Genomic DNA, 20628 nt, shown 5'->3' on the forward strand with positions numbered 1-20628 from the left:
ACCGAACCACTAAAAAGCTTTTTCATGTTCTCTTTTTATTCTTTATAAGATTAAAGCTCTATTTTCAAAGGTGTATATAACGAGTTACAAAGTTCTTTTAACTTCTCCATTGCATCTGTTTCTATAGCTATTAAAAAGCAAGTAGCCGGTCCTGCAGACTTGCTGACATCAAGAGAGCAATGAATATTTTCTGCTTGTAGCTCTTCATTGCCACTCAGTTTTCTCATTTCATAAGCAATTCCTTTTGAACCAACAGGCCAAATACTGCGCAATCCTTCTACTTGAAGAATTTGCCGAAATAATTGCAGGGGAGCAACAGATTCCGGTTCAGCCAGCACTTCCGGACCAACGAGTGGTTTTCCAATAACTCCGTAACAGACCTCTTTCTCGTCAAAGGGACTCATTTTTCTTAAATGACGGCCAATCATTACAATGCTGACAGCGGACTCACCCATAACAAAATTTGTTTCTGTACTCCCTGTTATGTCAACGGTGCATCCCGCTTCACGGGCTGCCCGTTCCACTCCAGCCGTCAGCTCCCTCCAGGCTGATTCCCCTGCAAAGTTTTGAAGCACTGCTGCAAACGGCTCTCCACCCGCTGCCAAGCACTCCATGAGTGCCACACGCGCGGAAAAATAACCGACTGTTTCATAGTCTGCCTTTACGGCGTCACCTGGCTTCTCACCAACTGAACCACTGTTATCCGCAGCAATGACTAATTCATTGGCATAGATCACATCCCGCTTCACGCCTGTACACCGCCAAAGTGCTTCTCAAATAACATTTTCAGGCGGGGCAAAGCCACCCAGGCAAGCACCCCATTTAAAGCTGAGGCAATGAGAAGGGAAGGAAGCATCGCAATATAGAATCCCCAGCTCATGAAAAAGATAAAAGGGAATGGAAGAACAAGTCCATTGACCAAAACAAACATGATAATAGCTACTACTCTTTTATTCGCCTGGTGAATTTTAGCGAACAGCCAAACGGCACCTGCCATTTCAGCAGCGATGAGCAAGTGGAAAGGCCCCATTGGCATCCCTCCAGTCAATGCTGAGATCAAATGGCCAAAAGCAGCAGCGAGTGCACCCGGCCCCGCACCGAGAAGACCGGCCGCAAGGAGCGCTGGAAAAGAATCCAGCGCTATACTTGTCACAACTGCTGGTACTTTGATCATCCCGCCTACAACCGAAAGGGCGGTGAATAAAGCGAGCCAGGAAATCTTTTTACTGCTCACTTCTTATCTTCCTTTCTTTTTCCATCGCGAAAGACCTTTGCACTGCGAATATACTCTACATCCTTAACACCAAGCCGGAAGTTAATCACGCGGGCGATCGCAAAGAAATAGTCAGAGAGACGGTTTAAGTACTGGAGAGTAACCGGATGAATGCCTTCCTCCTCACGCATGAGGGCAACCACAAGCCGTTCTGCGCGGCGCGTTACCGTGCGGGCGATATGGATGGAAGCAGAAGCTTTTGACCCGCCTGGCAAAATGAATCGCTCCAGCTCTGGTGCTTCTTTAATATAATCATCAATTTTCTTTTCCAGCTCACTGACGGATTCCGGTTGCAGCTTCCATTCCCGTTTTCCAGCGACCGTCGCTAAGTCTCCCCCGCAATCAAACAGCTCGTGCTGGATCGTTTCCAAATCAGCGAGAATATCCGTGAATTTCTCCTTGCTTGCTTCAAGTTCCGCCATTGCCTGGCCGACAAAGCAGTTGGCTTCATCCACTGTACCGTAGGCTTCTACACGCAGATGGTCTTTTCCAACGCGGCCTCCAATAATACTTGTTTCTCCTTTGTCTCCCGTTCGTGTATACAGTCTCATATTTCTTCCCCCTCATTTTTAATGATTTGCGGCAAACCATACCATACTTGAATGACTCGGCGAGCCTGTTTCGCGGCGTCCTGAAAGCACCAGCCTGCGGCATCCCGCCACATTCGGTCAAATGCATTTGCCGGTACAATGCCTTTTGTTATATCTGTGCCGATAAGAACCACTTGCCGGCTCTCCTCTTCCTTTTCCCATTCCAACCAGCCGGCCAGCTCTTTATTCCATTCTATGCGGGCCGCTTCTGGATCTTCTTCTTTCTCGATGAGCCGGCGGACGTGCCGTTCAATGCCTTCCAATATCACAACTGACTCCGTCCACTCTTCTGTCTTATCCGTTTCATAAAATGAGTGCCAGTTATGCGCTTTTTTCTCCAGCCCGTAACTTGTCTTTACCCATTGCTTTTTGCCGTTGAAGGCACCACCTGTAACGAGATGCATCTTTCGCCCCTCCTTAATGCAGAAAGCGAGCCGGCCAATTCATAGCCGTGTCCATTTTCTATTTTCCATTCCCAAAATTCTTTTCTGTCAGGTGCTAGTTCTGTCAGCAAATAACGAATGACGCCTCCGTGGGTAACGATAGCTGTGCGTTTTAAGTTATATTGATCCAGGACCTCTAACCATTTCTTCCATGCTTCCCTAATCCGGTCTCCAAACTGCCTATAGTTTTCTCCCTCCGGCAGCGGACTGGAGAACGGGTTTTGTAGCCAAGCTTTGTATTCCTCTAAATGTTCCAGCTCCTGATGAGTTTTTCCTTCCCAGCAGCCGAAATTCAGCTCGCGAAATTCGGGCCAGACATCAACCCGGTTATCTGGAAAAAAAATCGCAGCCGTATCTATGCAACGCTGTAGATCGCTGGCTATCACCTTTTCGTAGGAAGGGAGATCGAGCTTAAGCTGCTCCAGCCCTCTTTTTCCAGCTTCACTCAAGGCTGAATCCGTCCAGCCACTAAAGGCCCTTTTTTCATTATCTGCCGTTACGCCATGCCGATAGAGACCAATAACCACAAAATCGTCCATAAAAGTATTTCCGCTCCTTCCAAGCTGGCACCAAGCAAATCTCCCGTGATGCCGCCAAAGTGTTTAAGTGCGCCCCGGCGGGCCAACAAGAAAAACAAATAAGCCATAGCGATGAGCAGCAGCAACACAGAAACGCTTCCGGTTATAAAGATGAAAACCAATCCGACGGCGGCGGCCCAGAAGCTATAGGTGAGCGCAAGACGCGGATCTTTTCCCTGTTGAAAAAAATAAGCAATGCCCTCCTCCTTTGCCGGCTTTACCCCATTTAGCAGAAGGCCGGTTATCATTTGGCTGTAAAAAGGAATGAGGACAACCAAAGGAAGAAGCGCATGGTTTCCAAATAAAAAAATTTCATAGAAGAAAAGGAAACGAGCAGCCAGTAGCACAATGAGCGAAAGTACCCCAAACGCACCGACACGTGGATCTTTTAATATTTCAAGCCGCTTATCAATATCCCGGTAAGAAAAAAAAGCATCGCTCGTGTCAATCCAGCCATCCAGATGGAGCCCGCCTGTCCAGATGATCGGCAGCAGCCAAAAAAGAAAAGCATTGCCGAGAGGAGAGAATGGCGACCACTCGAGTAAAAGCCAAAAAACACTGCCAAATACAAGGCCTTTCACTAAACCGAGGAGCGGAAACATTCGCAAGGCTGCTTGTAAATGACGGGCGTCCACCGGTAACTCCCGATGGACGGGTACTGCAGAAAAAAATTGCATGTTCAATAAAAAGCCATTGATATAAGCTCTCCCTTTCATCCGATGCTTTCCTTCTCTGCTTCGCTAACAATTGAAATAAACTTTTCCCAATCAAGATGCTTTTGTAAATGGGCAGCCAGTTGATTATATGTTTCTTCCTTGCTGTTCATCATTTCTTGTTCTTCCAGCTGTAGTTTTTTCGTCGGAGGGGACAAAGCATCCTCTTCTTCCAGCTGGTGATCAGCTAAATAAGGAAGAACAGCCAGAACAGGAATGCCAGTACGCGCTTCCAGCCATTGTTTTCCCTCATCAAATAGCAATGGATCTCCATGAAATTTATTAATGATTATTCCTTTCACGCGGCCGCGCTCCTGCGGCTCAAGCAGATCAAGCGTGCCGACAACACTGGCAAACAAACCGCCTCGCTGCACGTCAGCAACTAATATGACCGGCACATCAGCTAGTTCAGCCACTTTCATATTGACAACTTCCCGCTTCTTTAAATTCATTTCTACCGGGCTGCCCGCCCCTTCGATAACGAGGAAATCCGATAGTTCACGAAGCTTCGCCAACGAATGCTGGATCGTTTCTACCGCCTTGCTATAATACTGTTCACGATACTTCATACCTGAAATCACTTCTAACCGCTCGCCGAGCCAAACAACTTCTGAGCGGCCTGGTTTAGCCGGCTTTAATAAAATTGGATTGATCTCTGGCAGCGGCTCCAACCGGCAAGCTTCAGCCTGCAGCACTTGCGCTTTGCCCAGCTCCTTGCCGTCCTCTGTTATATAAGCATAATTTGTGACGTTTTGAGATTTGAAGGGGGCTGGTTGAAATCCTTTTTGAAGAAGCAACCGGCATAGTGCAGTTACGATCAGACTTTTTCCAACATCAGAAGCAGTTCCTTGAATCATAATTCCTCTCATACTTTCAATCTCTCCTTCTTTACAAGCGGACATCCATGCTCGACGAGCACAGCAAGTGCCGCTTCGTTTATCAGCCATTGATGTAGCTCACCCAATGCTTTAGCATAGTAAAATACAAGCGAGCTGCCGAGCAGCTCATAGGCCAGTTCGTTTGAGACGATAATAACTGCGCCTGCTGATTCTCTAATCTGATCGATTCCCGTTCGAATATTGTGCGTAACACTCATATGAAAGTTCGGGTCTGCCCACTCTTCTTCCTTTGTATTACCTGCAAACCATTCATTCGTTAGCAATGTTGTCAAGCAGTCAATCAATACGGTGTCTTGTTGTGTAAAGCGCTCGGATAAAGTTTCAATTCGAACAGGCTGCTCCCACGTCGTCCATTCCTTCCCTGACGCTTTTCGCTCCCGTTGATGGGAGCAGACGCGGGCGGCCATTTCTTCATCGGTTATCTTCCCGCACGCTACATAATGAAGGGCTCCTTTTAATCTCTCAGCCTCCAACACAGCGTGTCTCTCTGCTTCTTTGCTCTTCCCACTGCGTACACCGCCAACAATAAGGGTTAATTCTGCTTTTTCCATTGTAGCAGCGCCTCTTTCAGCTTGTTATTTTCTTTTTCCGTCTTTATCGCTGCTCTTAGCCACTTGCCTTCAATCCCGGGATAATTGTATGTATGGCGCAGAACAATTCCCTGTTTTAGCAGAAACAAAAAAAGCGGTTCCTGGTCTTCAAGCAAAGGGTCTCTGAGCAAATAAAAATTAACGACAGACCGGGTAAACCGGAATCCCTCTTCCTCCAGAAACTCAAGCATTCTTTTTCGTTCTTCGGTGATTTTCTCCCGCGACCATTCAACGAACGAAGAATCGGCTAATACAGCTTCTGCTGCCCTCAAGGCAAGGGCATTTACATTCCAATGGGGGCGGAATCGGGCAATTTGCAAAGCTAAGGCTTCGTCAGCAAGCAGATAACCGATCCTCAAGCCGGCAATCGCATACATTTTCGTCAGTGATCTTAGAATGAGCAAGTTTGGGTAATCCTTAATGAAACGAGCCACTGTGACGGAGCCGGCAAAGTCATAAAACGCTTCATCAATGACAACACAACAGCCACTCGAAGCAAGGCTGTCTAACAATTCAATGATCTCCCTTTCGGAAAAAGCGATGCCGCTCGGATTGTTCGGTGTGCAAACAAAAACAGCCGCTGCTCCTTGAGCCTTAGTCGTTAATTCATTGATTGGCAGAGTATGATCTTTATTGGTGAAAACATAATCTATTTCGCAACCATACACCCGGCAGGCTGCTTCATATTCAGAGAATGCCGGCTGAACGATGACAACTCTCCGTCCGCGCCACAGCTGGCCGAGAAACTGAATCACTTCAGCTGCACCGTTTCCTAACACGACCTGTTGTTCATTCACTCCGTTAAGACTGGCAATCTGTTTGGTTACCATTTTACCGTAAGGATCCGGATAATCAGAAACGGCGGATAACCAGCTGGACCAATTATCCTTAATGCTTGGCGGCGGGCCGTATGGATTTACGTTAACGCTAAAGTCTATCAAAACGTCCGGCTTCTTCATTTGTAAGCTTTCATATAGATGGGCTGGATTAGAGCCATGTGCGGGCCATTTCATAAATGACACCTCCTATCCACATCATCAGTAAAAATAAAAGAGAGGACCGTTCCATAATCCGATTAGTGAGCAGGATATGCTCTGCTGTTTTTTGCTTTAAAGGTTCTCCCATTTCAGCGCGATGGGAAACACGGCCTTTATATCTATTTATTCCGCCAAGCTCGATGCCGAGCAAACCGGCAACAGCGGCCTCACACCAGCCGCTATTTGGGCTTGGATGCTTTTTCGCATCACGGCGGACAATCTGCCATACTTGTTTTTTAGAATAGTTGCTTTCGGGAAAAGATAAGACCATTAACAAGCTCGTTAAGCGGGCTGGCAGCCAGTTAACGAGATCATCCAGACGAGCAGATGCCCAGCCGAATTGTCCATATCGATCATTTTTGTAACCGACCATTGAATCACATGTGTTAATTGCCCGGTAGATCATCGCCCCCGCAGCTCCTCCGATAAGTGCCCAAAAAAGCGGAGCCGTTACCCCATCGCTTGTATTCTCGGCAACGGTCTCGATGGCTCCCCTTGTAATTTCCCCTTCATCGAGATGCCCTGTATCCCGACCAACAATATAGGAAAGCTTCATTCGCGCCTCCTCCATATCCCCTTTTTGCAGCGGTTCATACACACTTATCCCCGCCTCTTTTAAGCTGCGGCAAGCAATGGCCGAAGCAATCACTGCGGCCTCCGCTGCTACTCCAGCAGCCGGGTGAAGAGAATAAAAGCAGAAAATGAACAAATAGCTGAGGCTTCCCGTAACAATGAGCACGATAACAAGCATAATGACTCCTTTTCTCCGCCTGGCAGTTCCTTGATTGAGACGCTTTTCCAAAAAGTAAATAAGGGAGCCTATCCAGCGGACTGGATGCGGAAGATGAGGCGGATCTCCGACTAGGCGGTCAATGAAAAAAGCAAGCGTAGCAGCCAGAAGATGATAAATCATGTACTCCTCTCTCCTGTTCTGTTATTCTCCAAGGCTTCTATCGTACATTCATACACCGCTTTCCCGATCGCCTGTCCAAGCGGAGAAATCGTACCGGCAAATGCCTGATGCGCCCCGCGCTGGGTGGCGGCAATCAGGACGCTGTCAGTAGAGGTGCCTGTTGCCTGGGAATTCGTTAGCGGATCTTTTACTTCCTTATCGAATAGAGCCTTTACTTTTGCTTCTGTTGCCGTCATCACTGACTGAACAAACGCTTCCTCTGATAAATGGCCATTCGCAAATACCCATATATTAATCGTACCCGGCAAAAAAGCCCGATTATGTTCTACAGCCCGTGAAACATCAACGGCATTGCCGACCCCGGCTGTAACAACTGCAAGAACCGAAATATCTTCTACTTGCACAAACCGGCAGGCTGCCGTATGAAGATGAACAGCTGTCATCATTCCCACAGTTTCGTTAATATCAAAGTGATAGCGCTTTAGAAACTCTTTCATGTCTTCCTTATAAGAGTCATGCCAATAGTTTTTATCTACGTGGCGGTTCACAAAACTGCGATGCCATCCCCAGCCAGCACCGATTACTCCTGCCGATAGTGTTTTTAACGGAATCGGAGCTTCAAGTGTAATATATTCATCAGTTCTCTTGATGCATGCTTGGTCCACTCGCACTTCCACTTCTTCCTCAGCTGTTTTTTCAGGAAGAATACTCATCTGCGGCTTCGGCACTTCTGGATGGGGACGCTGATGAATAGCCGTTTTATATACTTGTTGAACCGGCTCCTCTTTCAACACTTCGCTCGGAATACCAAGACCGTGCCTCTTTCCCTCTTCCATAAGCAGCAATCTGTCACAGTAAAGAGAGGCGAGATTTAAATCGTGAAAAATGGAGATAACAGTTAATCCTGTTTCATTCGCCATTTTCTTTAATAAATCAAGCAGTTCTTTTTGAAAAGATAAATCCAAATGGTTTGTTGGTTCATCCAACAGCAAAATTTCCGGTTCCTGGGCAAGGGCCTGAGCGAGAAAGACGCGTTGACGCTCGCCGCCAGACAATTCCTCGATGGAAGCTTCCGCAAATTGCTTTGTGCCCGTTTGCTCCATCGCCTTGATAACAGCCCGCTCATCTTCTTCTCTCCATACTGGAAAGATGCCGCTTTGATGTGCATAGCGCCCGAGAGAAACTGTTTCTTTTACAGTGTACGAAAAGGCTTGCGGGGTCATTTGTGGAAGAACAGCAAGCCGTTTAGCCAGTTCTTTTGGTGTATAATCTGTCATTTTTTTGCCTTCTATTTCTATGGAACCACTGCTTATAGGGACAATGCCGCTTATCATTTTTAACAGCGTTGTCTTGCCGCTTCCATTGGGACCTAAGATGCCAAAAAGCTCTCCTTTTTGGACGGAAAAAGACAATTTACGGACGATAAGCTTGCCGTCATAGCCGCCGCTAAGCTGTTCTATCTCGATCATGCTGTTCCCCTTCCTTTCCTGTGCTTGCGAAGCAGAATGATAGCGAATACCGGTGCACCAATAATAGAAGTAATAACACCAATCGGTAATTCAGTCGGAGAAATAATTGTGCGGGCTACCAAATCAGCCAGAATTAAAAAGCCAGCGCCTGCAAGCATGGACAGCGGCAGTAAATGGCGGTGATCCGGCCCCCAAATTAAGCGGATAAAATGAGGGATGACCAATCCGACGAAACCAATAGTTCCTGAAACAGCTACAGCTGCTCCTGTTAATACCGAGCCGGCAACTAGCACGATCATTTTTTTTCGACGGACATTCACACCTAAATGCTGGGCTTTCTCTTCGCCGAACGACATCGCATTTAATTCAGCCGAGTGGATAATTAACAGTAAAGTGCCCACCAAAAAAAAGGGCAAAATAAGTTGAATATAATCCCAGCCTCTCATTGATACACTCCCAAGCAGCCATCCGATAATTTGCCGCAATTCCTCACCGGTCAAAGCAATCATTAGTGAAATCAACGCACCTAAAAAAGAGCTAAAAATAATCCCTGTTAGAATGATAGTTTCTACTTTAAGTGACCGTTCAATCGCCTGGGCGAACAAAACAACGATGAAAATGGTTATAATCGAAGTCACAATACTAACAACGGGCAGGGTAAATCCGGAAAGCCAAGGGAGCTGCATATTAAAAAACAGCACCATAACAGCGCCTGCGGAAGCACCCGAAGATACACCGAGTGTATAAGGGTCTGCCAGAGGATTACGCAGCAGCCCTTGAAAAGCAGCACCCGCTACCGCTAGAGAGGCTCCTATAAGACCGGCCAACAATACTCTCGGAAATCTGATCTTCCACACGATGTTATCAAAAGAGGAATCGACTCCCTCAAGCGGCGTTCCAAAAAAATGATGGGATAATAAGAAAGCGATATCCCGAAACGGAACTTGGATCGTTCCGATCGAGATACCTGCAAATACAGCCGTAATAAAAAAAGCCAAAACTAACAAGTAAGCCGAGCTTTTATTTCTTAAAAACATCTGGATAGATCGCTTCGGCAAGTTCTTCTACTCCTTCAACAAGACGCGGGCCTGTTCGGTTGACGAGGTCAGCATTCACATCATGGACATCCTTGTTTTTAACGGCAGTCATGTTTTCCCATCCTTTGCGGCTGAGTACCTCTTCAATCGGTTTTTTTGTGTAGTAGCCATGCGTAGTAATGATTACGTCAGGATTCTTCTTGATAATCGCTTCCTCTGTCATTTGCACCCAGCCCTTCTGATCGGCAGCGGCATTTTTCGCATGAATCAGATCAAGCATTTCCTGCATAAATGTATTTTTTCCTGGTGTGAAAATGTCTGGAGCCGGTGATACTTCAATAAATACACTTTTTTCTTCTTCTTTTTTAATAGTTTTCGCTTTTTCCTCGATTTTTGATAGACCGTCTTTCATTTCTTCTACTACGTCTTCTGCTTTTTCAGTTGTTCCTGTCGCCTTGCCGATCATTTCAATTGAGTCGTATACTTGATCAAAATTTTGGGCATCATTAACGACAAGTACATCGATTCCCGCTTCTTCCAGTTGCTTCAATCCCTCTTTTGAGTTGTGGGCACTGGAACCATGTGCCAATACGAGATCCGTATCAAGCCCAATGATTTTTTCAATGTTATACTCCATGCCGCCAACTTTTTCTTTGGCGTTCACCTCTTTCGGGTAATTGTCGTTGTCTGATACCCCGACAATTTCATCACCTAAATCGAGTTTATAAGCAATTTCGGTATTGCTCGGAATAAGAGAAACAATTCGTTTCGGTTTTTCTTCAATAACGACATCTTTTCCTTCCGCATCCTTTATCGTTACCGGAAAGGCTGCTTGTTGACTCTCTTTTGGCTGATCTGCTTTTTCTTCTTTTCCAGTTTCTGCTTTATCCGTTCCGCAGCCGGCAAGCAGGCCAGCAGCCAGTACGAAGGATAATGTGTACTGAGATAATTTGTTCATGACTTTCTCTCCCTTTGCTTCTTAAAAATATCCACAAAAAAACACCTCTACGCGATGGAGAGATGCAGTGAAAAAGGGCCAAACAGGTACATTGAACCAGGAAGCCGCTTTTACACCACCCTATCCGCGTAGGTTATTGGTGCTCTAAACCAGGCAGGTTTTCTGGCTTGTGAAATAAATAAATTTCACTTACAGTGGCGGGACCGCGCTGGATTTCCACCAGCTTGCCCTTTTAAAAAGCTTTTTGTTCAGCTTTACCTGATTAAATATATGTAGTTTTCCGCTTAGCCTCATTATACACAAAAAAAACTTTACTTTCATAAATTTTTAAAACGGTTCGCAGCTTTTCTAAAAATTCGTTTCTATTCTCTGCAGAAAATAAATTTTCTTATCATATAAGACCTTTATGTTTTAGACAGGACAAAAGTGGAATAGGATAAATAAAAAGAAAGGAGCGGCTAAAATGAATCTTGCAACTTTAATCGGGTTAGTTGTCCTACTGCTTTGCATTGCGCTTATTTTAGTTTACTTTCTTCGCCAGGCATTTGACTCCTCTGATACAAGCCGGATAGACGCTCTTCCTGAAGACGACGCGTACTTAAACGATCGCGACTCAACACATGACCGTAACTTATAGCCAAATAAAATGACAACATGACATACGAGCAAACATCTGTTTAAAAACAAGATCGTTTGCCAGCAGAACTATATAAAAAACATCCATCCCGATGAACGGGAGGATGTTTTTTATTATTTAGTATGAACCTTCACATTCAGCGTTTCCACAATGGCTTGCTTTATAATTTGAAGCATTTTAGTCAGCTCCTCGTAGCTGGAAGCTAGCGGCGGCATAAAAACGATCGTGTCACCAAGCGGTCTCGTCAGCATCCCCAATTCACGCATTCGCAATGTTGCCCGATAAGCCATTCTCTCTTCAAACGGAAAAGGTTCTTTGGTCTTTTTATCTTTCACTAGTTCAATTCCGCACATTAAACCAAGCTGTCGAATCTCACCGACGTGTGGCAGTTCATTTATTTCAGCCATCAACCTCTCAACATATTCTGCTTTTTTAGCAGCTTGCTCAACAAGCCCTTCTTTTTCGAAAATATCAAGATTGGCCAAAGCTGCTGCACAGCCGAGCTGGTTGCCCGTATAAGAATGTCCATGGAAAAAAGTTTTCATTTCGGTATATTCCCCGTAAAATGCCTGGTATACTTCTTCTGTTGTTAATGTAGCTGCAATCGGTAAATATCCACCGGTAATTCCTTTTGCCATTGTCATGATATCTGGCAAAACACCTTCATGTTCCACAGCGAACATTTTTCCCGTGCGCCCAAATCCAGTCGCCACCTCATCCACAATAAAAAGCACATTAAACTTTCGACAAAGCTGTTCAAGCTCCTTTAAGTACCCGACTGGCATGATGTGCATACCACCCGCCCCCTGTACCATCGACTCAACAATTAGTCCGGAGATCTGTTCATGATTCTTTTCAAATAAGTCATGTATTTCTGAGAGTGAATCTTCTTTAGCCGTTTGTTCATTGCCGGAAGGATGCCATTTTGCTGACGGGAAGGGGAGGGCGAATGAATGGAACATTAATGCGCTGTACACGCGGTGATAAATGTCGATTGAGCCCACGCTGATCGCACCGACTGTATCGCCGTGATAACCGTTTGTCAATGTGACAAACTTTGTTTTTTCAGTCCTGCCTTTATTTTGCCAATATTGGTACGCCATCTTTATGGCTATTTCCACTGACTCTGCTCCGCTGTCCGAATAAAATACGCGTGTTAAGTTTTCCGGAGAAATCTGGATAAGTTTCTCAGCCAACTGAATGGATGGCACATTTGCCGCCCCAAGTAAGGTTGAATGGGCAATTCGTCCAAGCTGCTCTTTCACCGCCTCATCAATTTCTGGACGTCGGTGACCGTGTACATTTAGCCATAAGGAAGAATAGCCATCGAAATATTCATTGCCGTGGATGTCTCTTAGCCGGATACCTTCGCCGCTCTCTATAATAAGGGGAGCTTCTTCGTAATCCTTCATTTGTGTAAAAGGAAGCCACATATGCTTTTGACTAATTTCATATAAACGTTTTGTATTCACTGTTAATCCCCTCCATCAGTCTATCAAACTTCCAATCCCTCACAATTTCAGAACGATAACGGCTCTCCCTAAGAGAATAATCAATATCTTTTATAAATGGAATATGTCCAATGATAGGCAGTCCCGACAGTTCATGAATGACCCGGAAGTTATCCCGCTCTATGCTTTTCTCTCCGGGCACTGTACTCGAAAATACGACTCCGGTTATTGGCAACCCTCTCTTTTGGATAGCTTCTATCGTCAGTATCGTATGATTAATCGTTCCAAGTCCTGCCCTGGCGGCAATCACTACCGGTAATCCCGTTTCCTCCATCACATCAACCATACACCTGCCTTTCCTATTCAGTGGCACGTATAATCCGCCTGCCCCTTCAACAAGCAAAAGTGTCGATTTGGACGCACGTCTTCTAATTTCCTCTATAATTACTTGTTCATCAATAATTGCTGCTTCTTCCTCAGCTGCCAAATGAGGAGAGCTTGCTTTTTTTAATAAATATGTATATAACCTTTCTCCTCTCGTTTCTGGAAGCAGATGATACATTTCAGCATCTGGTGCTTTCCACTCACCATCTTTCCATTCAGCTCCACTCTGTATCGGCTTATATGGCCTGGCTGGCACTTTCCTTTCGATTAATCCATGAGCAAGTAATAATGTCGCAATGGTCTTGCCTGCATCTGTATCCGTTCCTGCAATAAAGATTCCGGGCATAGCATGTACTCCTCCCTTCGACTTAAGTAAACCTTATTTACAAAAATGTTAACATATGAAAAAATGATAAACAATTATATTTTTAAAGGAGGAAAAATTAATGAAGGCCTATGAGGTTGTAATTTGTGCTCTTTTTGCGGCGCTTATGGCCATCGGTGCGAACGCCTCATCTTTTTTAATAATTGGTGGCGTACCTGTTACCCTGCAATTAATGTTTGCCATTATAGCCGGAGGATTGCTCGGCAGCCGACTTGGCTCTTTATCGATGGCCGTCTATCTGTTTATCGGGCTTGCGGGTGCACCGGTATTCGCTCAGTTTAAAGGAGGTCCTGCAAGCATTTTCAGCCCGACGTTCGGATTTATTCTCTCTTTTATTGTAGTAGCTTACATCGCTGGAAAGCTGCTCATAGACCCACATAAAAAAACAAGTTACCTGTATACCGGTGTAGCTTCTATTCTTTTCAATTACTTAATTGGCACCAACTATATGTACGCTGCGTTCAGGTGGTGGACCGAAGCTCCAGAAGGCTTCAGCTATTCAATGGCCTGGTCATGGATGGCTGTCTATCTTCCATTGGACATCGGGGTGACGGTTCTCTCTCTTTCTGTCCTTCCTAAAATCCGTTCAGCATTAGGCCATCAAAGCGCTCCGGTCGTAAAGGAATAAAGTGCATTTTCCCTCGTTATTATTCATAAAGTTTCTTTTTTTGTGTATAGTTTATGTATTGTCACAATTTAGGAGAGAGAATAATGAAGATAAGGGAATGGGATCATAGCTTAAAAGTTCGTTTGATCGGGGAAAGCATCATGAATATTACCTTTTGGATGTTTTTCCCTTTCCTCGCTATTTACTTTGCGGATGAGTTTGGAAAAGGGAAAGCTGGGCTCCTCCTGATCCTTTCGCAATTATTTTCTGTGATTGCTAATCTGACTGGCGGCTATTGTGCAGACCGGTTCGGCAGAAAGCGAATGATGGTATTATCTTCTTTTGGCCAAGGACTTTCCTTTCTGCTTTTTGCTTTTGCCAATTCGCCGTGGTATGACTCGGCATTTATTGGCTTTTTTGCTTTTTCGATTGCGAGTATATTCGGTTCTCTTTATTGGCCGGCAAGCCAGGCTATGGTAGCCGATGTAGTGGAGGAAAAAGATCGAAGCGATGTATTCGCTGTTTTCTACACTTCTATTAATATCGCTGTTGTCATTGGTCCAATTCTTGGCGGAATTTTCTTTTTCACTTATAGATTTGAATTGATGATCTTTGCGGCATTGACTTGTTTCCTGCTTGCTTTTGTGCTGTTTAAATGGACAGATGAAACAAATCCACGCTCTTCACAATCCATAGAGACAGAAAATAGAAAGTGGTATGATGTGCTTGTTGATCAAGTAAAAGATTACCATGTGATCGTGAGAGACAAAATTTTTATGCTGTTTATTATTGCTGGGGTTTTAAGCGCACAGACCTTCATGCAGCTTGATCTGCTCATCCCTGTCTATACAAAAGAAAAGATCGATGTCCAAACGATCTTTTCTTTTGGCGATTGGACTTTATCTATTAACGGCGAAAGAGCGTTTGGGGTTCTTGTCTCAGAAAATGGACTGCTCGTTGCTCTTTTCACTGTCGGCATTTCTAAATGGGTGTCCCGTTTTTATGCAAAAAATGTATTTGCTGTTTCTTCTATTCTATATGCAGTTTCTATGTGGGTATTTGGATTAACTGATTGGTTTTGGGGATTGGTTATAGCCATGGTGATATTTACTCTTGGAGAGCTCTTAATCGTTGGCCTTCAGCAAAGTTTCATTTCAGTCCTGGCCCCTGAACATATGCGGGGACAATATTTTGCAGCGGCTAGCCTGCGCTATACAATCGGCCGAATGATCGCTCCTGCAGCGATCCCATTGACGATTTGGGCCGGCTATTTTTGGACATTCACTATTATTGCCCTTCTTTCTTTAGCAAGCGCGGCTCTCTACTATTATATGTTTATCCTTTACGGTCAACAAAAAGCAGAGTCATCCCCTCGCTAGATAGAAGAGAGCTGCCCACATCTTTTCCAGGGCAGCTCTCTTTTATCATTGGGTTTTTAAAGGTTTTTCGGCAACAACCACCCCATCTTCGTCGGCATACACATAATGACCAGGGACCCATTTTATCTCGCCGAACGTTACGATGAGATTCTCTTCTCCTTCTCCCCGTTTTATACTCTTCAACGGGTTGCTGCCCAAAGCTAATATGCCTATTGTTAATTTTTCCAGCTCAGCTGTATCACGCACACAGCCATTAACAATGACGCCAGCAAGCTTTCTCTCTTGGGCAATTTCCCCTAAACGGTCACCGAGCAGCGCGCATCTTTTTGAACCGCCCCCATCCACTACTAAAACATGCCCCTCTGGAATAGTTTGCAGTGCTCTTTTCACAAGCACATTGTCCTCAAAGACCTTCACAGTAGAAATAGGGCCAGAAAAACGCTTTTTTCCTCCATAAGATTTCAAATCGAGGTAGCAAACACTTAACTCTTTAGCAAAGTCATCACATAAATCAGCTGTTTTTATACCTGTTTCAACCATCATTTTCTCCCCTTCCTTTGTCTTGATAGGTATTCCCTTCGACGCACATCCTCTTCTTTCCTGTTTTCCCTCTTTTTTTTACATGTTTTTATCTATAGGCAGCGGGTATTTATTAAAGTGATGACCCGCATGATCACTAGGAGGATTGAAAATGTCCAACAAAAAAGTCATTGGTTTATGCAGCAGTGAAATTGATGCCATTCGCCGAATTGAAGAATTGAAAGTAGAGGGATATGAGACTGATCATCTGTACGCTGTCACCAAAGATGCCGACTTTCATTTAATGCTTCAAAACCGATCAGGAGCGACAGTCACTTCTGCCGGGCCATCGATCACCGAGAAAGTGAAAGCCATATTTTCAAAAGAAAAACCTGTAAAAGAGTACCTGCTTGAGTTTGGTTTATCTGAAAAAGACGCGGAGACCTATTACAAAAACGTAGAAGATGATTTGATTTTACTTGTAACTGATGAAGAAGGTGCTGAAGAAACTCTCCATTCTGCTGCTGAAGCGGCTGCGGGATCAGATGAGGCACCTCTTCCTGACAAAGAAGAAGCGGAAAGACGCCAGTTTATTCAGGAGCGACATAAGACAGAGGATAAAACAGACGAATTCCCGGTAGTAGATACCTCTCCTCTTCCGCCTGACCAGCAATCACTTTACAGAAATTACCAGTAAATAAAAGTTTTAATTATATCACAAAGGGTATGTAAAAACCATGGGTCATTAGAACTTTTTATTAGGAGGCTATATTATGAATAACAATAAAAAATTTATCGGCGTTTTTGACAACCAGTCAGAAGTTATTACAAAAATTGATCAACTAAAAGCAGAAGGATACGCAGAAGCAGACATTTATGCGGTCGCTAAAAACGCGGATAATATTTCTATGGTAAGAGGACGTACAGGAGTAGAAGTAGAATCAGCCAATACAGGCGGTTCATGGATGGATAAATTTATGGCTTTTCTATCCGGAGAGGATGAAGTAAGAGGCGGATTAAGAAACATGGGATTAGAGGATACAGAAGTCGATCGTTATTACAATGACATTGACAATGGAAAGATCCTTCTTTACGTAGATAGAGAGTACGATCAACTATATCGTGATCATACTTTAACAGATAGTGCAGATGCTAATCTTGGAGCTAATACTCTCGGTATGAGTGATGTGGCAGCAGATGGCCAGGTAGAAGGCGTCCGCGCTGATAGAGCACCGGAGCTTGATGTAAACAGCCTACATGCAAGTGCAGATTTGAACGATGACTTAACCGATGAACAACGCCTTCGCCTTCGCGAGGAACGCCTTGAAGTAGACAAAGAGCGTATCCAAAAAGGCGAAGTCTACGTGGAAAAAGAGATCGTAGAAGAGCCACGCACAATTAACGTTAATGTAGAGCGCGATGAGGTGTACGTGGAGCGCCGTCCAGTGAATGATGCTGTTTCCGCACAAGACTCTTCTCCAATTGTTGGTGAGGATGACACCATTCGCATTCCTATCACTGAAGAACGTGTGGAAGTAACTAAGAAACCCGTTGTTTCTGAGGAATTAATTATCGGCAAACGCAAAGTGCAGGACACAGAAACAGTGAGTGACACTGTTAAACGCGAAGAAGCACATATTGCTAAAGAAGGAGATATCGAGGTAGAAGGCCGCGATATGGATGATCCCCTTCTCAACAGATACCATGACGACAATTCAAAGGACCATTTAGATCAACACGATCGTTATTAATAAAAAAACAAATGGTGCCTGTCTTGGGCATAAATTAAAAGAAAACGCTGCTTAATGCAGCGTTTTCTTTTAATTCTGTTGTCTGCTCCACAAAATTTCACGATCAGATGCATAGCAGGAGAAAAGTTTATTTGTCCATGCTCCATGCTTACCGGGAAACCTTTGGCCGTCTATTTGACTAACTGCAGTAATCTCTTGAATGGAGTTCGTAAAAAACACTTCATCCGCCTCTTCCACTTCTATGGGAAGGAACAAACCTTCCTTTACTTCCATTCCGGCTTCTCTTGCCCGGTGCATAATATACTGTCGAGTTACTCCATTTAAAATTCCTGCAGCAACAGCTGGGGTATAAAGCGTGCGCTCCTTTACCCAAAAAATATTGGAAACAACTCCCTCAGCTACATTTCCAGTTTTATTAAGAAAAATCCCTTCTATAGATGGATCGTCTCCTACTTCTCTCTTGCCGGCAATACTGTTTAAATAGTGATGAGATTTCAGCCGCTCATTCAGCTCAGGTGAGTTCCGTCTTGTCGCTAGCCATGTGCCTTTCTTTTCAAGCAGCCCATCAGGTGGTTGAAGCGGTTTTTGAAAAACAATTACATTAGGTGCTTCATAAGCGGCTGTCTGCAAGCCGATTTCACCGTTACCCGCTGAAACATTAAAACGAATATAAGAATGTCTCCATCCATTCACCTGTGATAATTGCTGGAGCAGCTCTGTCGTTTCTATACGGTTAAATTCTTTCTCAATCATTAATGCGTGCAAGCTGCGGTTCAGACGCTCCAGATGATCATCGAGTAAAAAAGGATGACCATTATATATTCGAAAGGTTTCGAATACACCAAGCCCATATAAGAAACCATGATCAAAAGGTGAGATGGCAGCTTGTTCCTTTGATACAATTTCTCCATTGATATAAATAAACACCTTATACCTTCATCCTTACTTTTCGATAATAGCGAATGAAACTCTGCAGCATTTCTTTCCCGCCATAAGTCATAATGGACTCCGGATGAAATTGTACCCCTTCGATGGGCAGCTCTCTATGACGGATAGCCATAATCTCTCCTTCTTCTGTCCAGGCAGAAATTTCAAAACAACTTGGCAATGTCTCTCTACGCACAATTAACGAATGATAACGGGTAGCTGGAAAGGGATTAGGCAAGCCTTCAAAAATCGTTCGGCCGTCGTGGACCATAGGCGACGTCTTCCCGTGCATGAGCCGATCCGCCTGAACCACTTCTCCCCCAAATACTTGGGCGATGGACTGTTGCCCCAAGCACACGCCAAAGATAGGGATTTTACCGGCAAATGCACGAATGGCTTCTAAGCTGACTCCTGCTTCGTTTGGTGTACAAGGACCTGGTGATATCATTAAAAAATCGGGATTCAACTTTCCGATTTCTTCTATAGTAATTTCGTCGTTTCTCTTTACAACTAATTCTTCACCAAGCTCCCCTAAATATTGCACGAGATTATAAGTGAAAGAATCATAGTTATCAATCATTAAAATCATCTGCATTCTCCTCCTGCTTGAACAGGTGACACTCTCTTTTCAGCCATCTCTTTCGCAGTCCAAACGGCTTTGGCTTTTTTCAAGGATTCTTTATACTCGCTTTTCGGGTCAGAATCGATCACAATCCCAGCACCCGCCTGAATGTGGCACATCCGGCCTTGAACGATCATTGTTCGAATCACGATGTTTAATTCCATATCCTCATTAAAACCAATCCAGCCGATTGATCCTGTATACAGGCCGCGCCTAACTGGCTCTAGCTCCTCAATAATTTCCATCGTTCTGACTTTGGGGGCGCCGGTAATGGTCCCACCCGGAAAAACAGCATGAACAACCTCTGCATTTGTTTTTCCCTCAGCAAGCCTTCCACGTACATTAGAAACAATATGCTGGACATGCGAATACTTCTCAATGACCATGAATTCATCCACTTCAACCGAACCGTACGCACTCACTCGGCCCAAATCATTTCGCTCTAAATCAACGAGCATGATGTGTTCGGCGCGTTCTTTTTCATTCTCAATTAATTCCAAAGCAAGCCGCAAATCGTCGTCCTCATCTTTTCCTCGCGACCGAGTGCCGGCAATTGGTCTCGTGCTTAAATTTGTTCCATCTTTTTTGATCAATAATTCTGGAGAGCCCGATACAATTTGAAAATCAGGAGTATGAATATATGCCATGTAAGGAGACGGATTCAACTTCCTCAACTCTTCATACACAGCCATGGCCGGGATGGAAAGAGGTTTAGACTGTCGAACAGATAAATTCACTTGGAATACATCTCCAGCAGCGATGTATTGTTTGGTTTTTTCCACTGCCGCCTGGAAAGCTTCCTCCGAAAAAGAGACTTCCAATTCGCCCGTGGCTACGGCTACTTCTAAAGGTTTTTCTTCTTCATTAAAAGAAGCAGTCCATTTTCTTTCTGCTTCATTCAATTTCCTTTCTGCTTCTGCTGCCTCCTCATCTATAACGAGCAACCAGAGTGTTTTTGCCTGATGGTCAAATATAGCCCACTCCTCAAAGATCTGAAAATAAAGAAGCGGCAATCCCAGATCTTCTTCAGCGCAATTCGGTAATTTCTCAATGTAACGAACATAATCATAACTGATGTAACCGATTGCCCCCCCCTGGAAATCAGGCAGGCCTTCTTGCTTAGGCAGCTGATATGTTTTTAACCAACTTTCAAGCTCTGGAAGCGGGACTCCTTTTCTTTTTTCTGTTTGACCGGCAGTCTGAATTTCAATGCCCTCCTCATTTGAAAAAACAACCGCAAGCGGCGACAACCCGGCTACGCTATAACGCCCGCCCCTTCCGCTTTCGAGAAGAACATGATGGGATTCCACCCCAGCTAGCCATTTATATTGATGAAAAAACTTTTCGCTATTATAGGGAATCGTTCGAGAAAACACTCGTCGTTCATTCACTGGTTTTCACCCTTTTCCTTCTTAGTCTTTTTCATCATACTAGACAAAGCGGAAAGAAAAAAGCATGGAAATAGT

General features: G+C 44.5%; 24 protein-coding genes and 1 riboswitch. Of the genes, 5 read left to right on the forward strand and 19 right to left on the reverse strand.

The window, feature by feature from the left end:
- Window positions 1-50: 50 nt before the first annotated feature.
- From MKZ02_RS21690 to MKZ02_RS21750, 13 genes are read right to left on the reverse strand one after another with little or no spacing between them, the layout of a single operon-like run.
- Window positions 51-749 carry an AIR synthase related protein gene (locus tag MKZ02_RS21690; RefSeq protein ID WP_340856216.1) on the reverse strand — a complete coding sequence of 233 codons (699 nt, stop codon included), beginning with the start codon at window positions 747-749 and terminating at the stop codon, window positions 51-53.
- Window positions 746-1234 (reverse strand): ECF transporter S component, encoded by a 489-nt coding sequence (locus MKZ02_RS21695; protein ID WP_340856217.1) that lies wholly within the window; start codon window positions 1232-1234, stop codon window positions 746-748. The genes MKZ02_RS21690 and MKZ02_RS21695 overlap by 4 nt, the downstream gene beginning before the upstream one ends.
- Window positions 1231-1824, reverse strand: a complete 594-nt coding sequence (locus tag MKZ02_RS21700) for a cob(I)yrinic acid a,c-diamide adenosyltransferase (RefSeq protein WP_340856219.1) — start codon at window positions 1822-1824, stop codon at window positions 1231-1233. Before MKZ02_RS21700 ends, MKZ02_RS21695 begins: the two co-directional genes overlap by 4 nt.
- Window positions 1821-2267 carry a bifunctional adenosylcobinamide kinase/adenosylcobinamide-phosphate guanylyltransferase gene (locus MKZ02_RS21705; RefSeq protein ID WP_340856220.1) on the reverse strand — a complete coding sequence of 149 codons (447 nt, stop codon included), beginning with the start codon at window positions 2265-2267 and terminating at the stop codon, window positions 1821-1823. Before MKZ02_RS21705 ends, MKZ02_RS21700 begins: the two co-directional genes overlap by 4 nt.
- A complete protein-coding gene (locus MKZ02_RS21710) occupies window positions 2219-2845 on the reverse strand; it encodes a histidine phosphatase family protein (protein ID WP_340856222.1) in 627 nt (208 codons plus the stop codon). The genes MKZ02_RS21705 and MKZ02_RS21710 overlap by 49 nt, the downstream gene beginning before the upstream one ends.
- On the reverse strand, window positions 2803-3600 hold the full coding sequence (cobS, locus tag MKZ02_RS21715; RefSeq protein WP_340856223.1) for an adenosylcobinamide-GDP ribazoletransferase: 798 nt from the start codon (window positions 3598-3600) through the stop codon (window positions 2803-2805). The genes MKZ02_RS21710 and cobS overlap by 43 nt, the downstream gene beginning before the upstream one ends.
- Window positions 3597-4544: a cobyric acid synthase gene (locus tag MKZ02_RS21720; protein WP_340856225.1), complete on the reverse strand. Its 948-nt coding sequence runs from the start codon at window positions 4542-4544 to the stop codon at window positions 3597-3599. The genes cobS and MKZ02_RS21720 overlap by 4 nt, the downstream gene beginning before the upstream one ends.
- Window positions 4463-5047, reverse strand: a complete 585-nt coding sequence (locus MKZ02_RS21725; RefSeq protein WP_340856226.1) for a bifunctional adenosylcobinamide kinase/adenosylcobinamide-phosphate guanylyltransferase — start codon at window positions 5045-5047, stop codon at window positions 4463-4465. The genes MKZ02_RS21720 and MKZ02_RS21725 overlap by 82 nt, the downstream gene beginning before the upstream one ends.
- Window positions 5029-6099 (reverse strand): threonine-phosphate decarboxylase CobD, encoded by a 1071-nt coding sequence (gene cobD, locus MKZ02_RS21730; protein ID WP_340856228.1) that lies wholly within the window; start codon window positions 6097-6099, stop codon window positions 5029-5031. Before cobD ends, MKZ02_RS21725 begins: the two co-directional genes overlap by 19 nt.
- Complete coding sequence (gene cbiB, locus MKZ02_RS21735) at window positions 6074-7036, reverse strand: adenosylcobinamide-phosphate synthase CbiB (protein WP_340856229.1); 963 nt, start codon at window positions 7034-7036, stop codon at window positions 6074-6076. The genes cobD and cbiB overlap by 26 nt, the downstream gene beginning before the upstream one ends.
- A complete protein-coding gene (locus tag MKZ02_RS21740) occupies window positions 7033-8505 on the reverse strand; it encodes an adenosylcobinamide amidohydrolase (RefSeq protein ID WP_340856231.1) in 1473 nt (490 codons plus the stop codon). Before MKZ02_RS21740 ends, cbiB begins: the two co-directional genes overlap by 4 nt.
- Entirely contained in the window at window positions 8502-9563 is a 1062-nt protein-coding gene (locus tag MKZ02_RS21745; RefSeq protein WP_340856233.1) for a FecCD family ABC transporter permease, read from the reverse strand. The genes MKZ02_RS21740 and MKZ02_RS21745 overlap by 4 nt, the downstream gene beginning before the upstream one ends.
- Window positions 9526-10500 (reverse strand): ABC transporter substrate-binding protein, encoded by a 975-nt coding sequence (locus MKZ02_RS21750; RefSeq protein WP_340856234.1) that lies wholly within the window; start codon window positions 10498-10500, stop codon window positions 9526-9528. Before MKZ02_RS21750 ends, MKZ02_RS21745 begins: the two co-directional genes overlap by 38 nt.
- A gap of 135 nt (window positions 10501-10635) precedes the next feature.
- Window positions 10636-10777: riboswitch (cobalamin riboswitch) on the reverse strand.
- Window positions 10778-10963: 186 nt separating this feature from the next.
- Here MKZ02_RS21750 and MKZ02_RS21755 point away from each other — a divergent pair.
- Window positions 10964-11137, forward strand: a complete 174-nt coding sequence (locus tag MKZ02_RS21755; RefSeq protein WP_182917090.1) for a hypothetical protein — start codon at window positions 10964-10966, stop codon at window positions 11135-11137.
- Between the two features lie 113 nt (window positions 11138-11250).
- On the opposite strand, the gene bioA is transcribed toward MKZ02_RS21755, so the two are convergent.
- Window positions 11251-12570 carry an adenosylmethionine--8-amino-7-oxononanoate transaminase gene (gene bioA, locus MKZ02_RS21760; protein WP_340856471.1) on the reverse strand — a complete coding sequence of 440 codons (1320 nt, stop codon included), beginning with the start codon at window positions 12568-12570 and terminating at the stop codon, window positions 11251-11253.
- A gap of 16 nt (window positions 12571-12586) precedes the next feature.
- On the reverse strand, window positions 12587-13318 hold the full coding sequence (bioD, locus tag MKZ02_RS21765; protein WP_340856236.1) for a dethiobiotin synthase: 732 nt from the start codon (window positions 13316-13318) through the stop codon (window positions 12587-12589).
- Between the two features lie 100 nt (window positions 13319-13418).
- On the opposite strand from bioD, the gene MKZ02_RS21770 reads away from it, so the two are divergent.
- Window positions 13419-13985 (forward strand): biotin transporter BioY, encoded by a 567-nt coding sequence (locus tag MKZ02_RS21770; RefSeq protein WP_340856238.1) that lies wholly within the window; start codon window positions 13419-13421, stop codon window positions 13983-13985.
- An 83-nt stretch (window positions 13986-14068) separates the two neighbouring features.
- Window positions 14069-15343, forward strand: coding sequence for an MDR family MFS transporter (locus MKZ02_RS21775; protein WP_340856240.1), 1275 nt, complete (start codon window positions 14069-14071; stop codon window positions 15341-15343).
- 45 nt (window positions 15344-15388) lie between these two features.
- On the opposite strand, the gene rraA is transcribed toward MKZ02_RS21775, so the two are convergent.
- Window positions 15389-15886, reverse strand: a complete 498-nt coding sequence (gene rraA / locus MKZ02_RS21780) for a ribonuclease E activity regulator RraA (RefSeq protein WP_259455701.1) — start codon at window positions 15884-15886, stop codon at window positions 15389-15391.
- A 148-nt stretch (window positions 15887-16034) separates the two neighbouring features.
- Here rraA and MKZ02_RS21785 point away from each other — a divergent pair, with 148 nt between their 5' ends.
- Together MKZ02_RS21785 and MKZ02_RS21790 are read left to right on the forward strand one after the other, a co-directional pair.
- Window positions 16035-16559: a general stress protein gene (locus MKZ02_RS21785; RefSeq protein WP_340856244.1), complete on the forward strand. Its 525-nt coding sequence runs from the start codon at window positions 16035-16037 to the stop codon at window positions 16557-16559.
- A gap of 76 nt (window positions 16560-16635) precedes the next feature.
- The gene (locus MKZ02_RS21790) at window positions 16636-17613 is read left to right on the forward strand and encodes a YsnF/AvaK domain-containing protein (RefSeq protein WP_340856245.1); all 978 of its coding nucleotides are present in this window, start codon (window positions 16636-16638) and stop codon (window positions 17611-17613) included.
- 69 nt (window positions 17614-17682) lie between these two features.
- On the opposite strand, the gene pabC is transcribed toward MKZ02_RS21790, so the two are convergent.
- Genes pabC through MKZ02_RS21805 form a run of 3 tightly spaced genes read right to left on the reverse strand, consistent with a single transcriptional unit; the run spans window position 17683 to window position 20553 of the window.
- Window positions 17683-18540, reverse strand: a complete 858-nt coding sequence (gene pabC / locus MKZ02_RS21795) for an aminodeoxychorismate lyase (RefSeq protein ID WP_340856246.1) — start codon at window positions 18538-18540, stop codon at window positions 17683-17685.
- Between the two features lies 1 nt (window position 18541).
- Window positions 18542-19129, reverse strand: coding sequence for an aminodeoxychorismate/anthranilate synthase component II (pabA, locus tag MKZ02_RS21800; RefSeq protein WP_340856248.1), 588 nt, complete (start codon window positions 19127-19129; stop codon window positions 18542-18544).
- Window positions 19126-20553, reverse strand: a complete 1428-nt coding sequence (locus tag MKZ02_RS21805) for an anthranilate synthase component I family protein (protein ID WP_340856249.1) — start codon at window positions 20551-20553, stop codon at window positions 19126-19128. The genes pabA and MKZ02_RS21805 overlap by 4 nt, the downstream gene beginning before the upstream one ends.
- Window positions 20554-20628: the final 75 nt, after the last annotated feature.

Origin of the sequence: Pseudobacillus sp. FSL P4-0506 (genome assembly GCF_038003025.1) — a bacterium.
Taxonomy (GTDB): Bacteria; Bacillota; Bacilli; order Bacillales; family Domibacillaceae; genus Pseudobacillus.

What these genes read in the sequence shown, in the direction of transcription:
- MKZ02_RS21700 (WP_340856219.1), bottom strand. Translation starts at nt 1,824, where the DNA reads ATGAGACTGTATACACGAACGGGAGACAAAGGAGAAACAAGTATTATT.
- MKZ02_RS21705 (WP_340856220.1), bottom strand. Translation starts at nt 2,267, where the DNA reads ATGCATCTCGTTACAGGTGGTGCCTTCAACGGCAAAAAGCAATGGGTA.
- MKZ02_RS21710 (WP_340856222.1), bottom strand. Translation starts at nt 2,845, where the DNA reads ATGGACGATTTTGTGGTTATTGGTCTCTATCGGCATGGCGTAACGGCA.
- cobS (WP_340856223.1), bottom strand. Translation starts at nt 3,600, where the DNA reads ATGAAAGGGAGAGCTTATATCAATGGCTTTTTATTGAACATGCAATTT.
- MKZ02_RS21720 (WP_340856225.1), bottom strand. Translation starts at nt 4,544, where the DNA reads ATGGCTGATAAACGAAGCGGCACTTGCTGTGCTCGTCGAGCATGGATG.
- MKZ02_RS21725 (WP_340856226.1), bottom strand. Translation starts at nt 5,047, where the DNA reads ATGGAAAAAGCAGAATTAACCCTTATTGTTGGCGGTGTACGCAGTGGG.
- cobD (WP_340856228.1), bottom strand. Translation starts at nt 6,099, where the DNA reads ATGAAATGGCCCGCACATGGCTCTAATCCAGCCCATCTATATGAAAGC.
- cbiB (WP_340856229.1), bottom strand. Translation starts at nt 7,036, where the DNA reads ATGATTTATCATCTTCTGGCTGCTACGCTTGCTTTTTTCATTGACCGC.
- MKZ02_RS21740 (WP_340856231.1), bottom strand. Translation starts at nt 8,505, where the DNA reads ATGATCGAGATAGAACAGCTTAGCGGCGGCTATGACGGCAAGCTTATC.
- MKZ02_RS21750 (WP_340856234.1), bottom strand. Translation starts at nt 10,500, where the DNA reads ATGAACAAATTATCTCAGTACACATTATCCTTCGTACTGGCTGCTGGC.
- MKZ02_RS21755 (WP_182917090.1), top strand. Translation starts at nt 10,964, where the DNA reads ATGAATCTTGCAACTTTAATCGGGTTAGTTGTCCTACTGCTTTGCATT.
- bioA (WP_340856471.1), bottom strand. Translation starts at nt 12,570, where the DNA reads ATGTGGCTTCCTTTTACACAAATGAAGGATTACGAAGAAGCTCCCCTT.
- bioD (WP_340856236.1), bottom strand. Translation starts at nt 13,318, where the DNA reads ATGCCCGGAATCTTTATTGCAGGAACGGATACAGATGCAGGCAAGACC.
- MKZ02_RS21770 (WP_340856238.1), top strand. Translation starts at nt 13,419, where the DNA reads ATGAAGGCCTATGAGGTTGTAATTTGTGCTCTTTTTGCGGCGCTTATG.
- MKZ02_RS21775 (WP_340856240.1), top strand. Translation starts at nt 14,069, where the DNA reads ATGAAGATAAGGGAATGGGATCATAGCTTAAAAGTTCGTTTGATCGGG.
- rraA (WP_259455701.1), bottom strand. Translation starts at nt 15,886, where the DNA reads ATGATGGTTGAAACAGGTATAAAAACAGCTGATTTATGTGATGACTTT.
- MKZ02_RS21785 (WP_340856244.1), top strand. Translation starts at nt 16,035, where the DNA reads ATGTCCAACAAAAAAGTCATTGGTTTATGCAGCAGTGAAATTGATGCC.
- MKZ02_RS21790 (WP_340856245.1), top strand. Translation starts at nt 16,636, where the DNA reads ATGAATAACAATAAAAAATTTATCGGCGTTTTTGACAACCAGTCAGAA.
- pabA (WP_340856248.1), bottom strand. Translation starts at nt 19,129, where the DNA reads ATGATTTTAATGATTGATAACTATGATTCTTTCACTTATAATCTCGTG.